The sequence below is a fragment of the Pantoea sp. GM01 genome (genome assembly GCF_000282675.1).
Lineage (GTDB): Bacteria > Pseudomonadota > Gammaproteobacteria > Enterobacterales > Enterobacteriaceae > Pantoea > Pantoea nemavictus.
The window spans coordinates 11,409-26,953 of the sequence record NZ_AKIU01000085.1; the positions used below are offsets into that span (position 1 = coordinate 11,409).

Here is a 15,545-nt window from a genome sequence, read left to right on the forward strand (position 1 = left end):
CTTCAAGGAATCTTTTCTGATGACTCTTTCACGCCGCCGGCTATTGACCGGCACGGCGGGCCTGCTGGTGGCTGGCGTCCTGACGCAGGTGCTGCCCGGCAACCTCGCTTTCGCGGCCCCCCCGCTGGCCGCCGCGGTTGCGCCCTCCGCCAGTTTTCGCGCAATTTCCGTCACCCTCACCGGGCTGGAACAGCCGGATACTCTACTGGCCCAGCGCCTGTACAGCTGGCTGCACGAGCATGTCCCGCAGCTTGATAGCCAACTCGATACACTCAGCACGCTATTGCAGCAGCAGCCCGCCGCCAACGGCAGCACGCTATTGACGCTGTTGAGCTCCCAGCCCAAGGCATTGAACGACCTTTATCAGGCGCTGGTTTCCGGTTGGTATCTGGGCGTCGTCGGCCCGCTGCCACGGCCGCAATGCATCGCCTTCGAAAATATTGTCAGCTATCAGCGGGTACGCGATTGGCTGTTACCACCGAGCTACGCGCCGGGGCAACCTAACTTCTGGACGCAACCGCCAGCAAGGAGAGCACATGTCTGATTCATTAAGCGCCGATGTGGTGGTGATTGGTGCCGGTATTGCCGGTTCACTGGCGGCACTGAAGATGGCTAACGCCGGCGCGTCGGTGCTGATACTGGAGTCCGGGCCGGAGATCAAACGCGACCGCGCAGTGGAATATTTCCGCAACTCGCCGTTTAAAGGCGACTTCACTGAACCCTATCCGCCGCAGCCGTGGGCACCGCAGCCGAAATTTATTCCCAGTGATAATAACTATCTGATCCAGAAAGGCCCAGATCCCTATCGCGCCCAGTATCTGCGCGGTACTGGTGGCACCACGTGGCACTGGGCTGGCCAGGCGTTCCGCCTGTTACCCAACGATATGCGTATTCAGTCGCTGTACGGCGTTGGTCGTGACTGGCCGATCAGCTATGCCGAGCTGGAGCCTTATTACTGTGACGCCGAGTATCAGATGGGCGTATCCGGCGATAGCGATCTGGCTTCTCCACGCTCACGCCCTTACCCGCTGCCAGGCATCCCGCTGCCGTACGGTTTTGATCGCCTGAAGCAGCGTCTCGGTCCGCTGGGTTATGAGGTTGGCATTGGTCCACAGGCACGCAACAGCATCGCCTATGACGGTCGTCCAGCCTGCTGCGGCAATAATAACTGCATGCCAGTGTGCCCGATTGATGCGCAGTATCACGGCGGCATAGCGGCACGCAAGGCGCTGGATGCCGGGGTGAAAATTGTCACCAACGCGGTGGTGTTTCGCATTGAAGCCGACGATAAAGGCACCATTCAGGCGGTGCATTATCTTGACCAAAACAAAGTGCGCCATCGCGTCACCGGCAAACAGTTTGTCCTGACGGCGAACGGCATTGAGAGCCCGAAAATCCTGCTGATCTCCGCCAGCGAACGCTATCCGGACGGCATCGCCAATCGTTCCGGTATGGTGGGGCGTAATCTGATGGATCATCCAGGATCGTCGGTAGAGTTTTACGCCGATGAGCCGGTGTGGTTTGGGCGTGGCCCAATGCGTCCCGGCAGTATCAATAATCTGCGTGACGGTGATTTCCGCGCTGAACGTTCGGCGCTGCGTATCGACCTCTCCAATACCTCGCCGGTGCGCTATCTCACCGAACGCCTGGTGCGTCAGGGTTATTACGGCCAGGCGCTCAATGACAAGCTGGCTTTCCAGGCCGAGCGTTTTGTCCAGCTGAAGTGCCTGCTGGAGATGCTGCCGGAACCGCAGAACCGCGTCACCCTGAGCAAAACGGAAAAAGATGCCTGGGGCATTCCTCGTCTCGAGGTTCATTACAGCTTCCCGGAATACGTGCATCGCGGCTATGACCAGTCGATGGTCGACTTCCAGCGCATGGTTAAACAGATGGGCGGAACGGAGGCGATTTATAGCCCACGCGGGGTTTACGACAACAATCAGCACATCACCGGCACCATGATCATGGGTAGCAATCCGCAGGATTCGGTGGTGGATGGCCACTGCCGCACTCACGACCACCCGAACCTGTTTATCGCCGGCACCGGCATTATGCCCTCAGCGTCGACGGTGAACTCCACCCTGACCGGCACCGCGCTGGCGCTACGCATGGCCGACAGCGTGCTGGCAAGCTTATAAGGATTACCCGATGAAACCTGTATTTCTTCAGGCCGCTATCGCGCTGGTCCTGATGCAGTGTGCCGTGGCTCAGGCGGCAGACAACGCCGCGCAGATTAAACGCGGTGAATATCTGGCACGCGCCAGCGACTGTACCGCTTGCCATACCGCCACCAACGGTCCGCTGTTTGGCGGCGGCTTTGCCGTCAGTACGCCTTTCGGTCAGATCTGGGGCAGCAATATCTCCGCCGATAAGCAGTTCGGAATTGGTAGCTGGAGTGACGATCAGTTTGTTGCCGCGGTACGCGACGGCATTGGCAAAAACGGCGAGCAGCTCTATCCGGCGATGCCGTATGACTCCTTCACCAAAATGAAGCGCGACGATGTGCTGGCGATTAAAGCCTATTTACTGTCGATGCCGCCGGTACATCAGGCCTCACCCCAAACCGACCTGCCGTTCCCGTTCAACCAGCGTTGGGGCATGCGCTTCTGGAAATGGTTAAACTTTGATAAGGGCGAATTACAGAACGATGCGCAGCAGAGCGCGCAGTGGAATAACGGTCGCTATCTGGTCGAAGCGCTGGCGCACTGCGGCACCTGTCACACACCACGTAATTTGACCATGGGCATGGACAGCGATCACGCGCTGGCCGGTGGCGATCTCGGTGGCTGGACGGCGTACAACATTACACCGGACAAGCAGGCGGGCATTGGCAACTGGAGCCAGCAGCAGCTGGTAACCTACCTGAAAACCGGGTTTGTCGCTAATAAAGCCAGCGCCTCCGGTCCTATGGCCGAAGCGATTGAGCACAGCCTGCAATATCTGCCGGACAGTGACTTGCAAGATATCGCTACCTATCTGCGCAGCGTCAAGCCACAGGCGGATAAGCAGCAAACCAAGCCGCGTGATAGCTGGGGACAAGCGTCAACCGCGTTGATTGCACTGCGCGGCGCAGATGACGCAACGCGCAACGCGCAGCCCGGTGCGGTGCTGTTTGCCGGCAACTGCGCCAGCTGTCACGGTGCGGAAGGTGCGGGATCGGGCACGGGCTTCCATGCTTATCCATCGCTGTTCCACCACACCAGCACCGGTGCGACAGATGCACCCAACGTGGTGTCAGTGATCCTCAACGGTGTGCATCGTCACATGACAGAAGGCGACGTGTTTATGCCCGCCTTTGCGCCGGAGCTGAGCGATCAGCAGGTGGCTGACGTCAGTAACTTTGTCAGTCAGCAGTTTGGTAATCCGGCAGCGGCCGAGGTGAGTGCGAAGCAGGTTAAGGAATTAAGGCAGGATGCAAAGCTGGCTTATCCACCCCTCTTCAGTCAGGGGGATAAGCCTTAATTGAGACTATCGGCGGCGCCATAAGCGTCGCCGATAGTTTAGTGGTTACTGATAATTCACCGTCACTTCACTGCTCACCACGCGCAAGCCCGGCGGCAATGCGCCCTTGCCCTGAAAACCAAAGGCCAGATGCAGCGTCTCTTCTGCGGCGACGTTGGCTAAACCCCGGGTACTGCCGCTGGCCCCTTCGATTTCGACACAGCGATCGGCGGCACATAAGCGCACCAGCAAACCCGACGGCGCAGGACGGCTAAGCTGATAGCGCCAGTTCACCACAGAAATAGTGCCCGGTGCGGATGACGGCGCACGCAGCGCCGGCGTCTTCAGCCAGTTACCGCGCACGCCGAGGCTGGGGCCGCTGGCGTTGGCGGTCCAGGCACCACTGGCCGCGTTGGCCGCGAGCGGCATCGCCATTATCGGCAACATCATTAATGCCCAGCACCAGCGGCGCATTACTTGCCTCCAATGGTGGCGGTCATGCGGATCTGACGGTTATCGGTCAGTTCCATATTCGACAGCACGATCAGCTGCGGCAGATTGCGGCGCAGGAAGCGCGCCAGCAGCGCACGCAGCGGATGATTCACCAGCAATACCGGCGGCGCGCCCGCCATCTCTTGCTGCTGCAGCGCACCTTGCGCCTGCACCAGTAAGCGATCGGCCAGACCCGGCTCGAGTCCACCGCCGCCCTGCAATGCCTGCAGCAGCAGACGCTCCAGCGTGGCATCGAGGCCAATCACCTGCACTTCGCCATTGCCCGGGAACCACTGCTGGGTGATGGCACGTCCCAGCGCCACGCGGACCACGCTGGTCAACTCCTGAGGATCGTTCTGCACCGGCGCATGTTCCGCCAGCGTCTCAATAATGGTGCGCATGTCGCGAATCGATACGCGTTCGGTCAGCAGGTTTTGCAGCACTTTGTGCAGCGTGGTCAGGGTGATGACGCCCGGTACCAGATCTTCGGTCAGCTTCGGCATCTCCTGGGTGACGCGATCCAACAGCTGCTGCGCTTCCTGACGACCAAACAGCTCGCTGGCGTATTGGCCAATCAGATGATTAAGGTGGGTTGCCACCACGGTGCTGGCTTCAACCACGGTAAAGCCCTGAATCTGCGCCTGCTCTTTCAATGCGCTATCGATCCAGATCGCCGCCAGACCAAAGGCCGGATCGACGGTCGGCTCACCCGGCAACGAACCGGCGGCGGTGCCTGGATTGATCGCCATCCAGCGGCCCGGATAGGCATCACCGCTGCCAATCTCCACCCCTTTCATCAGGATGCGATAACGCGCGGGCGGCAGTTCCATGTTGTCACGGATATGCACCACCGGCGGCAGGAAACCGACCTCCTGCGCCACCTTCTTACGAATACTGCGGATGCGGCCCAGCAGTTCGCCGTTTTGCAGGTGATCGACCATCGGAATCAGACGATAGCCCACTTCCATCCCCAGCGAATCTTCCAGCTGCACATCGGTCCATGACGCCTCCACAGTGGCTGGCGTCTCCTGCGGTTTGACCAAACCTGAGGATTCTACGGGTTTCTTCGGCTGCATTTCACGACCGCGCAGCCACCAGGCCAGGCCCAACAGCGCAGCGGTGAACAGCAGGAACACCAGGTTCGGCATACCCGGCACCAGACCGAGCAAACCAATCACGCCGCCGCTCAACATCAGCACGCGCGGATTTTTGAACAGCTGGGTCACCATCTGCTCGCCGACATCCTGATCGGTGCCCACGCGCGTCACGATGACACCTGCCGCGGTGGAAATCACCAGCGCCGGGATCTGCGCTACCAGGCCGTCACCGATGGTTAACAGCGTGTAGGTTTCACCGGCGTGACCGAGATCCATACCGTGCTGCACCACGCCGACCAGCAGGCCGCCGATGATGTTAATCACCATGATCAGGATGCCGGCGATGGCATCACCGCGCACGAACTTACTCGCACCGTCCATTGAGCCGTAGAAATCGGCTTCCTGCGTCACTTCGGTACGGCGTTGTTTGGCTTCTTGTTCACCAATCAAACCGGCATTGAGGTCGGCATCGATCGCCATCTGCTTACCTGGCATACCATCCAGCACGAAACGCGCGCCGACTTCGGCGATACGTCCAGCACCTTTGGTGATGACCATGAAGTTGATGATAACGAGGATGATGAACACCACGATACCGATAGCGAAGTTGCCGCCGACGAGGAAGTGACCAAAGGCTTCCACCACGCGTCCGGCGGCATCGGCGCCGGTGTGACCTTCCAGCAGGATGATACGCGTGGAAGCGACGTTCAGTGCTAGGCGCAGCAGCGTCGAGAACAACAGAATGGTCGGGAATGCGGCGAACTCCAGCGTGCGCTGGGTAAACATCGCCACCAGCAGCACCATGATCGACAGCGCAATGTTAAAGGTGAACAGCAGGTCAAGAATGAATGCGGGTAACGGCAGCACCATCATCGACAGGATCAACATGATCAGTACCGGCCCCGCCAGCACCTGCCATTGCGTGTCTTTAAAGTTGCCCGGTAAACGCAGCTTCTCGGCTAAATTAGCCATCGTTTCTGTTCTCTCCTGCAAAGTCCATGTCTGCCGGAACCGGCAGGTTTTTTGGTTTGTTTGGAATCAGGCCGCCTTCACGCTTCCAGCGTCGTAGCTGCCAAACCCAGGCCAGCACTTCTGCCACCGCGCCATACAGCGCGCCGGGAATGAACTGGCCTATTTCCGTGTGTCGATACAGCGCACGCGCCAGCGGCGGCGCTTCCAGAATCGGGATGCGGTGCTCTTTGGCTAATTCACGAATTTTCAGTGCGATATCACCCGCGCCTTTCGCTACCACTTTTGGCGCGTTCATCTTGCCTTCCTGATATTTCAGCGCCACCGAGTAGTGCGTCGGGTTAGTGACGATGACATCCGCTGTCGGCACATCGGCCATCATGCGGCGACGTGCGGCGGCCCGCATCGCCTGACGAATACGCCCTTTGACGTGCGGATCGCCCTCGTTTTGCTTGTGTTCGTCGCGGATTTCCTGTCGCGTCATCTTCAGTTTTTTGAAGTAGCTGTAGAGCTGCCAGAACACGTCAAAACCGACCATCGGGAACAATCCCAGCATGATCAGCCCGCAGCAGGCGGCCATCAGCGTTAGACCGTGGTGCAGCGCGTTGACCGGCGATTCGCTCATCAGGCGCAGCATCTCTTCCCAATGGCTCCAGATGTACCAACCGGCGACCACGCCAACCAGTACCGCTTTCATGATCGACTTCACCAACTCGGCCGCGGTTTGTCCGGAGAACATGCGGCCGATGCCGGTTAACGGATTGAGCTTCTTGAGATCGAACTTGATGGATTTACCGCTGAAGTTGAGACCACCCAATGCCATCGGTCCGGCAAGGGCTACCACCACTAAACCGCCCATTAGCGGCAGCAGCGCAATCACCGCTTGTTTAATCAGGCTGCCAATGTGGCCAATAATCACCTTGTCATCGTTCACCATGCCGTGATCAAAACGAAAACCGGTGGCCACCATGCTCGCCAGGCGCTCCGCCATGCTGTTACCGCCGACCCACAAAATAAGCAGCCCAATCAACAGCATCATCACTGAAGTCAGCTCGCGCGAACGCGGAATCTGCCCCTCCTCACGCGCTTTTTCAAGTCGGTGGGGCGTGGGCGATTCTGTTTTGTCCTCGTTACTCTCTTCAGCCACAACGCACCTCAGCTGGCAGGAATTCTGAGCATAGAATGCCAAAACCCTCTCAGGCTAAAGCGCGGATTAAAGGGGAGAAATGTGAGTTTATTTAGCCATAAGTGAAATTGCGCTCTGCTGCGCGTGAGTTTGCAGGGTGGCGGGCGGGCGATAGAAGCGCACTACGTCGCCCACCAGCAACAGCGCAGGTGAACGCGCTTGTTCTCGTAGCACCGTCTGCGGTAGCTCGGCAAGCGTGGTGATGAGCACGCGCTGATCGGCCCGTGTGCCATTCTCAATGATTGCCACCGGCGTCTGCGCGCTGCGCCCGTGCGCCTGAAGTTGTGCGCTGATGCTGGCGCTCCACTTCAGCCCCATGTAAAACACCAGCGTCTGATTTTCTGCGGCCAAACTGGCATCCGCCAGCTGCGGTTCGCCGCTTTTACCGTGACCGGTAATCAACCGCAGCGACTGCGCACAATCACGATGCGTTAAGGGAATGCCGCTACTCGCCGCACATCCCGCAGCCGCAGTGATGCCAGGCACTATCTGGCAACCTATTCCGGCTTGTTGCAGGCACAGCATCTCTTCGCCGCCGCGTCCAAAGATAAAGGGATCACCGCCTTTTAGTCGCACCACTTGCCGACCGCTTCGGGCTAAATCCACCAGCAGTTGATTAATCTGCTCCTGCTTTAAGCCGTGGCTACCGGGCTGTTTACCCACATCAATCGCCAGCGTGCTCGCCGGCACTTCCGCCATGATCGCCTCACTCACTAAGCGGTCATACACCACCACATCAGCGTGCTTGATCAATCGCCAGGCTTTAAGCGTCAGTAGCTCGACGTCTCCCGGTCCGGCACCGACCAACCAGACGCAGCCTTGCGGTTGCTCACTGCCTGAGGGATTAAACAACTGTTCAAGGGATTCACTGGCTTGCGTCATGGTGTTCTCCGTTACTGCGCCACGCGCAGGGATGAGATCAGTTGTTTCAGCTCCGGAAGGCAGGAGCCACAGTTAGTGCCGCACTTCAGCGCCGCCCCGAGCGCTGCCGGAGAGTCGCAGCCCTGTGCGATTGCCTGGCGGATCGCCACTTCCCCCACGCCAAAGCAGCTACAGAGTGTGCGCCCTTGGCGAGTGCCCTGAGCGGGCCGTCCACCCAAAAGCGCATGCCGCTGCTGCGGCGAATCCGGCGCATGGCTGAAGGCCTGCGCGACAAATTGATGGTCGATCTCCGGCAACCACGGCGCGACATAGAATGCGCACGCCAGCTCGCCTTCACGCCAGCCCAGCACATGCAGCTGCTGCCCCGCCTGCGCCTGCTGCCATTGCAGCTGTGACAAACCCGGCAGCTGCATCAGCCATTCGCCGGCATTTGTGCAGCCCGCCAGGACATAGCGCTGCACCGCGGACTGCGGCGCACGCGACCAATAGAGCAGCTGCGGCGGCGTGATGATGTGCGGCAGCCAGAGCCAACCTTGCCATTGAGGACGTAGCGGCTGTAAACGCACCGCGGTCTGTTTTAATGCCGGTTGACCCGAATCAGGGCAGCAGCTGGCCGCCACTAATCCGTCGACATTAGCCTGGCCGCTGAACTGTCGAGTCCAGTGCATCGGCACAAAGAGCTGCCCGCGCCTGAGTCCGTTATCGATGGTCACGCGCCCACTCCACCACCCTAGCGCCGACTGCACGCGCGTGACGTCGCCATGACTCAAACCGTGTGCCGCCGCATCGAGTGGATGCAGGGCCACAAACGGCTCATCGAAATGCTGCATCAGACGCGGCACGTTGCCGGTACGCGTCATGGTGTGCCACTGATCGCGGATGCGACCGGTGTTCATCAACAACGGATAGTGCTGATTGGTGAGGTTTTTGACGGGCATTGCCGGTGGCAGTAGACGTGCTTTACCGTCGGCATGAAAAAAGTGGCGCTCGGCAAACAGTCGCGCAGTGCCGCTGGGGGCATTGCCATTGATTGGCCACTGCACTGGCTCAAGTTGGTCATACTGCTCGCGCGTAATTGGCGCTAATGCACTGATATCAAATGCGCGCGTACCCTGATTCTCAAAGCCCGAAAGCGCGGCGTGTTCGGCAAAAATCTCGCTCGGATGCTGCCAGGCAAACGCCGCAGCAAAACCGAGGCGCTGCGCCACCTGTGCCAGCAGCCACCAATCAGCCTTTGCTTCGCCTGCAGGCGCGATAAAACTGCGCTGACGAGAAATACGCCGTTCGGAGTTGGTCACCGTGCCATTTTTCTCACCCCACGCCTGGGCCGGTAACAGCACGTCGGCAAACCGCGCGGTATCGCTTTGTGCACTGACTTCCGATACCACCACCAACTCGCAGTTCGCCAGCGCCTGGGCCACGCGATTGCCTTCCGGCATAGAAACCGCCGGATTGGTGCCCATAATCCACACGGCTTTCACGTCACCCCGTTCAATGGCGTTAAACAGATTTAGCGCCGTCAGTCCGGGCTGGCACGCAATGCGTTCGCTACCCCAGAAACGCGCTAGCCTATCAACCTCTTGCGCACTAAAACCCATATGCGCCGCCAGCTGATTGGCTAAACCGCCCACTTCACGTCCGCCCATGGCGTTCGGCTGTCCGGTCAGCGAAAACGGGCCGCAGCCGGCACGGCCGATCTTGCCGGTGAGCAGATGGGCATTGAGGATGGCGTTATTGTTATCGCTACCGGTTTGCGATTGATTGATGCCCATGCACCACAACGTCAGCACCCGCGACTGCGCATTAAACTGCTGCCAAAAAGCGAGGATGTCGCGCTCGTTCAGCTGGCAAGCCTGTGCTACCGCCACCACATCCCACGCTTCACAGGCGGCTAAGGTGCTTTCCACATTCGTCAGATGCGGCAACATGCTGGCATCCACGCCGTCATGATGTACCAGCCAGTTCAGCAGACCGGCAAACAGTGCACTATCCGACCCCGGCTGCAGCGCCAAATGCAGGTCGGCAATGTCACAACTGGCGGTGCGACGTGGATCGATCACGATCAGCTGCATCTCCGGGCGATTGGCTTTAGCCTGCACCAGGCGCTGCCACGCCACCGGATGCGCCCACGCTGCGTTAGATCCCACCAGTACCACCAGATCTGCCTGTTCGAAATCGTCATAGCAGCACGGCACGGCGTCGGCGCCAAAGGCACGCTTGTAACCGATTACCGCTGAGGCCATACATAAACGCGAATTGGTATCGATATTGGCTGCACCAATAAAGCCCTTCATCAGCTTATTGGCGGTGTAATAATCCTCCGTTAACAGCTGCCCCGAGCCGTAAAAGGCCACCGCCTCCGGGCCATGTCGATCGATAATACGACGAAATTCGCTTGCCACATGATCCAGCGCAGCATCCATGCTGACACGCTGACCGTTAATCTGCGGCCACAGCAAACGCCCCTCGTGCGTCAGTGTGTCGCCTAACGTCGAACCTTTCACACACAGCCGACCCAAATTAGCCGGATGCTGGCGATCGCCACTGACCGGCGCATCCAACGCGTTCACCTCCACGCCGCAGCCTACGCCGCAGTACGGACAGGTGGTTTTCATGATGCCGCCGCCAGCGTGAGAATCGGCTGATGACCGAGCCACACTTTGCCGCCCTCCACGCGCACCGGCCAGCAGCGCAGCTGATGCTCAGCGTTATCGAGACTTTGCCCGTCGCGTAGCCGCACACGCTGTTTATAGAGCGGTGAAATCACCACTGGCTCACCCGCTACATCGCCGAGAATACCGCGTGACAGCACGCTGGCTGAGGTGCCGGGTTCAATATCTTCCAGCGCATAAATTGCGTCGCCGAAGCGGAACAAGGCCACGCGCTGACCGCCGAGGCGTGCGCCAATCCCGGCAGAAGGTGGAATGGCATCGGCATCACAAATTGCGCTCCAGGGTTCAGCGGGCAAGGTGGTGGCTGGGATGATCTCCAGCGCCGCAGGCTGACGCTGGCCGCGTACCTGCACATAGTTGAGGGTTTCGTCAGGCTGCTGGCTGTTGATGGTGGCGGTAAACAGCGCACGACGCGAAGGATCCTGCAGCGTGCTGTGCCATTCGCATTGATAACGATCCACCACCAGCTGCATCTCCTGTTCCAGCAGCGCGGCAATGCCGAGTGAATCATCGATCACCACCTGACGCAGATAAGCCAGCCCGCCTTCCATGTTATCCATCCACACGCTGGTGCGTTGCAGACGATCGGCGGTACGCACGTAGAACATCAGAATGCGATCGACATAGCGCAGTAAGGTTTCATCATCGAGATCGCTGGCGAACAGATCGGCATGGCGCGGCTTCATGCCGCCGTTACCGCAGACATAAAGGTTCCAGCCCTTATCGGTGGCAATTACGCCAATGTCTTTGCTTTGCGCTTCAGCACACTCACGCGTGCAGCCAGAGACCGCCATTTTAATTTTGTGGGGTGCGCGCAGCCCTTTGTAGCGATTCTCCAACGCAATGGCGAAGGCGGTGGAGTCCTGCACGCCATAACGACACCAAGTGGATCCAACGCAGGATTTTACCGTGCGCAGCGATTTGCCGTAGGCGTGACCGGTTTCGAAGCCCGCCGCAATCAGCCGCTCCCAGATATCCGGCAGCTGATCGAGGCGCGCACCGAACAGGTCGATGCGCTGACCGCCGGTGATTTTGGTGTAGAGATCGTAGCGAGCTGCCACTTCGCCAATTGCCATCAACCCCTGCGGCGTGATCTCACCGGCCGGCACGCGCGGTACCACCGAATAGGTGCCGTCTTTCTGAATATTGGCAAAGTAGCGATCGTTGGTGTCCTGCAGCGGCAGATGTTGCGGTTTAAGCAGATAGTCATTCCAGCACGACGCCAGCAGCGAACCCACCAGCGGCTTGCACACTTCACAGCCGTAACCGCGTCCGTGGAGCTGTAACAGCTGTTCAAAGCGGGTGATGTTACCAACGCGAATCAAGTGATACAGCTCCTGGCGTGACCAGGCAAAGTGCTCACAGATATCCTTCTTCACTTCCACGCCCTGACTGGCGAGCTGGAACTCCATCACCTGTTTGACCAATGCCGTACAACCGCCGCAGCCAGTGGCGGCTTTCGTGCAGTTTTTTATCGCCGCCATATCGCCACAGCCGCTCTGCACCGCGCTGCAAATGTCCGCCTTGCTGACGTTATGGCATGAACAGATTTGTGCGCTAGCGGGCAATGCCGCCACGCCAGGCGCTTTCGCTGGCGCGCCAGCCAGCTGTGGCAGAATCAGGCTTTCGGGCGCTTCCGGTAGCGGTAGCTGATTGAGCATCATCTGCAGCAGGCTCGCATAATCACTGCTGTCGCCCACCAGCACGCCGCCAAGCAGGGTTTTACCCTCTTTGCACACCACCAGTTTTTTGTAAATGCCTTTGGGATTGTCGATCCACTGATAGCTTTGGCTGTCGGCGGTGCGGCCATGTGCATCGCCAAACGACGCCACTTCTACGCCGAGCAGCTTGAGCTTGGTGCTCATATCGGCGCCGCTGAATGCCAGGTGTTCCTGTGCCAGCTGCGCCGCCAGCACGCGCGCCATTTGATAGCCCGGGGCAACCAGACCAAAAATCTGTCCTTGCCACAGTGCGCACTCGCCAATTGCGTACACCTCTGCGGCGCTGGTGGCACAAGCGTCATCGATCATGATGCCGCCACGTTCGCCCAACTGGATGCCTGCCGCCCGTGCTAGCGCATCACGCGGACGGATACCGGCGGAAAACACCAGCAGATCGGTTTCGAGCAGGCTGCCGTCGGCAAAGCGCAGCTGCAAGCTACCCTCGGGTAAACGCACGATCGCTTCTGTTTGCTTGCTGGTGTGCACCTGCACGCCGAGCGCACTGATCTTGCCGCGCAGCATCTGCGCCCCACCCTCATCCAACTGGACCGCCATCAGACGTGGCGCGAACTCCACCACATGCGTCTCCAGTCCCAGCTGCTTCAGCGCATTGGCGGCCTCCAGACCGAGCAGCCCGCCGCCGATCACTACGCCGCGCGTAGCTTGTTTGGCACAATCGGCAATGGCGTCCAGATCGGCCAATGTGCGGTAAACAAAGCAATGCGCATCATCGTGGCCAGGCACCGGCGGTACAAACGGTACCGAGCCGGTTGCCAGCACCAGCTTATCCCATGCCAGTTCCGCGCCGCTGGCATCACGTAGGCTGCGCTTATCGGTATCAATCGCCACCACTTCACAGCCGCAGCGCAGTTCGATGCCGTATTGCTGAAAGAAGTTATTACTCACCAGCGACAGGTCTTCGGCGCTTTTGCCATTGAAGTAGTCGGTAAGATGCACACGATCGTAAGCCATCTGTGGCTCATCGCCGTAGACCACAATGTGATAGTGCTGATGCAGTTCGCGACTGACCAGCTGCTCGAGAAAATGGTGGCTGACCATGCCGTGACCAATCACGGCGAGAAGAGGTTTGCTCATCATCGGGCTTCCTGCAGCGCTCGGCTGCGTTGTGTTGTCGTCAAGGCCGAACAGCGCGTTGATTCCCACGCGGGCGGCCTGTTGAAGGGGGGGCAACAGCGCGCCAGCCGCCTGGCTGTCGCCAAACAGCAGCACGCCGCGCAATATGCCATCGCGCAAAAACAGGCGGCGATAGTGCTGATGAACAGGATCAAAACTGATGAGGGATGGGCCTTCACTGATGTCACCTGCACTGAACATCTCAATGCCGCTAACTTTAAGCCGCGTACCGTGCTCCTGATAATGAAAATCAGCCAGCGGTTCGCCGGCGAGTTGCGCCGCCAGAACCGCTGCCTGCGCCAGGCAGGGAGCGTTCAAGCCGAAGGTTTCACCGTTGATTTCGCAGCACTCACCGAGGGCATAAACATCTGGCACTGCGCTTTGCAGTTGACGGTTGACGAGAATACCGCGCTGGCATGGCACGCCCGCCGCCTGTGCCAGCGCCACCTCGGGCACCACACCGATAGCGATCACCACCTGTTCTGCCGCGATGACTGCGCCATTGCTGAGCGTGACGCTATCAGCCTCAATTGATTGCAATGACGTGCTCAACCGACATGCAATGCCGCGCTGAGTTAGATGCTGCTGAAGTAGCGCACCCGCCTGGGCATCCAGCTGGCGATCAAGCAGCCACGGACGATGATGTAACAGCGTGACGTCGCGCCCACGCTGGCGCAGTGCCGCCGCCGCCTCCACGCCGATAAATCCGCCACCCACCACGACAACGGGGCCACGCTTCGCCAGCATAATATTCACGTCACGCACGGTGCGGAAACCCTGCACCTGTGGGCGATCAATGCCCGGCAGATCCGGCATGCGCGGCTGCGAACCGCAGGCGAACACCAGCTTGTCCCAGTGCAGCGTGCGCCGATCGGTCAGCACCGTGCGGGCATCAATATCCACCTCCAGCGCCTCTTCCCCCATCAGCAGCTGCACTTGGTGTGCGGCGTACCATTCGGGTGAGTGAATCAGCGTGTCAGTAAAGGCTTTTTCACCCGCCAACACCGGCGATAACATGACGCGGTTGTAATTACCGTGCGGCTCACGGCCGATGACCGTGACAGTGTAACGAACTGCAGAACATTGTTGCAGTTCCTCTACCATGCGCATTGCTGCCATGCCGTTACCAATCACTACCAGTCGCTGCGCCATCTTTGCTCCTTATGCCACTGCCGTTTGCTTTTCATACAGGAAGTGCAGAATTTGCTGGCGCAGTTGGTGATAGCGCGGATCATCGGCCATCGCCACACGTGAACGCGGACGCGGCAAATCGATGTTGAGAATGTCACCAACCTGTGCGGCGGGTCCGTTGGTCATCATTAACACGCGATCGGACAGCAGCACCGCTTCATCCACATCGTGTGTGATTAGCACAATGGTGGTGTTGAGCTCCTGCTGGATGCGCATCACGCTGTCCTGCAAATGGGCTCGCGTTAACGCATCCAGCGCGCCGAACGGCTCATCCAGCAGCAGCACGCGCGGCTTCATCGCCAGCGCTCGCGCAATGCCGACGCGTTGCTTCATGCCGCCGGAGATCTCCGATGGACGCTTATGCATCGCATGCCCCATCTGCACCCGGTTGAGGTTGTGCTCTATCCACTCACGCATCTCGCCTTTGTTCATCTGGCCTTTGAACACTTGCTGCACCGCCAGCTCAACGTTTTGATACGCCGTGAGCCACGGCAGCAGCGAATGGTTTTGAAACACCACGGCGCGCTCTGGACCAGGACCGCTAATCTCACGGTTTTCACACAGCAGCACGCCGCTGCTCGGCTGCGTCAACCCGGCGACCAGGTTCAATAGCGTGGATTTGCCACAGCCGGAGTGACCAATCAGGCTGAGCGTTTCCCCTTCATGGATATCAAAACTGACATTATCGAGAGCGAGGAACTCGCCGCCGCCGGTAGTAAAGCGCTGGCTAACCTGCTGTAAGCGAATGATTGGATTCATT

10 protein-coding genes are annotated in these 15,545 nt (G+C 59.2%); 3 read left to right on the plus strand and 7 right to left on the minus strand.

Annotated features, from left to right (window positions below; genetic code table 11):
- Positions 1-16: 16 nt before the first annotated feature.
- From PMI17_RS21640 to PMI17_RS21650, 3 genes are read left to right on the plus strand one after another with little or no spacing between them, the layout of a single operon-like run.
- Positions 17-544, plus strand: coding sequence for a sugar dehydrogenase complex small subunit (locus tag PMI17_RS21640; protein ID WP_036622017.1), 528 nt, complete (start codon positions 17-19; stop codon positions 542-544).
- Positions 537-2,138 (plus strand): GMC family oxidoreductase, encoded by a 1,602-nt coding sequence (locus tag PMI17_RS21645; RefSeq protein ID WP_007892836.1) that lies wholly within the window; start codon positions 537-539, stop codon positions 2,136-2,138. The genes PMI17_RS21640 and PMI17_RS21645 overlap by 8 nt, the downstream gene beginning before the upstream one ends.
- Before the next feature lie 10 nt (positions 2,139-2,148).
- Complete coding sequence (locus tag PMI17_RS21650) at positions 2,149-3,462, plus strand: cytochrome c (RefSeq protein WP_007892837.1); 1,314 nt, start codon at positions 2,149-2,151, stop codon at positions 3,460-3,462.
- Between the two features lie 45 nt (positions 3,463-3,507).
- On the opposite strand, the gene PMI17_RS21655 is transcribed toward PMI17_RS21650, so the two are convergent.
- The 7 genes from PMI17_RS21655 to PMI17_RS21685 all read right to left on the minus strand — a co-directional run bounded on the left by PMI17_RS21655 (position 3,508) and on the right by PMI17_RS21685 (position 15,544).
- Complete coding sequence (locus tag PMI17_RS21655) at positions 3,508-3,915, minus strand: flagellar protein FlhE (protein WP_007892839.1); 408 nt, start codon at positions 3,913-3,915, stop codon at positions 3,508-3,510.
- Positions 3,915-6,002, minus strand: coding sequence for a flagellar biosynthesis protein FlhA (gene flhA / locus PMI17_RS21660; RefSeq protein ID WP_007892841.1), 2,088 nt, complete (start codon positions 6,000-6,002; stop codon positions 3,915-3,917). The genes PMI17_RS21655 and flhA overlap by 1 nt, the downstream gene beginning before the upstream one ends.
- Positions 5,995-7,146, minus strand: a complete 1,152-nt coding sequence (flhB, locus tag PMI17_RS21665) for a flagellar biosynthesis protein FlhB (protein WP_007892843.1) — start codon at positions 7,144-7,146, stop codon at positions 5,995-5,997. Before flhB ends, flhA begins: the two co-directional genes overlap by 8 nt.
- An 87-nt stretch (positions 7,147-7,233) precedes the next feature.
- Complete coding sequence (gene cobA, locus PMI17_RS21670; protein WP_007892844.1) at positions 7,234-8,067, minus strand: uroporphyrinogen-III C-methyltransferase; 834 nt, start codon at positions 8,065-8,067, stop codon at positions 7,234-7,236.
- 11 nt (positions 8,068-8,078) lie between these two features.
- Entirely contained in the window at positions 8,079-10,682 is a 2,604-nt protein-coding gene (locus tag PMI17_RS21675; RefSeq protein ID WP_007892845.1) for a nitrate reductase, read from the minus strand.
- Complete coding sequence (gene nirB / locus PMI17_RS21680; RefSeq protein ID WP_007892846.1) at positions 10,679-14,746, minus strand: nitrite reductase large subunit NirB; 4,068 nt, start codon at positions 14,744-14,746, stop codon at positions 10,679-10,681. The genes PMI17_RS21675 and nirB overlap by 4 nt, the downstream gene beginning before the upstream one ends.
- A gap of 9 nt (positions 14,747-14,755) precedes the next feature.
- Positions 14,756-15,544, minus strand: a complete 789-nt coding sequence (locus PMI17_RS21685; protein WP_007892847.1) for an ABC transporter ATP-binding protein — start codon at positions 15,542-15,544, stop codon at positions 14,756-14,758.
- Position 15,545 lies beyond the last annotated feature (1 nt).

Coding starts and splice junctions, on each gene's coding strand:
- PMI17_RS21655 (WP_007892839.1), bottom strand. CDS start 3,915: ATGCGCCGCTGGTGCTGGGCATTAATGATGTTGCCGATAATGGCGATG.
- nirB (WP_007892846.1), bottom strand. CDS start 14,746: ATGGCGCAGCGACTGGTAGTGATTGGTAACGGCATGGCAGCAATGCGC.
- PMI17_RS21675 (WP_007892845.1), bottom strand. CDS start 10,682: ATGAAAACCACCTGTCCGTACTGCGGCGTAGGCTGCGGCGTGGAGGTG.
- cobA (WP_007892844.1), bottom strand. CDS start 8,067: ATGACGCAAGCCAGTGAATCCCTTGAACAGTTGTTTAATCCCTCAGGC.
- PMI17_RS21645 (WP_007892836.1), top strand. CDS start 537: ATGTCTGATTCATTAAGCGCCGATGTGGTGGTGATTGGTGCCGGTATT.
- PMI17_RS21685 (WP_007892847.1), bottom strand. CDS start 15,544: ATGAATCCAATCATTCGCTTACAGCAGGTTAGCCAGCGCTTTACTACC.
- PMI17_RS21650 (WP_007892837.1), top strand. CDS start 2,149: ATGAAACCTGTATTTCTTCAGGCCGCTATCGCGCTGGTCCTGATGCAG.
- flhA (WP_007892841.1), bottom strand. CDS start 6,002: ATGGCTAATTTAGCCGAGAAGCTGCGTTTACCGGGCAACTTTAAAGAC.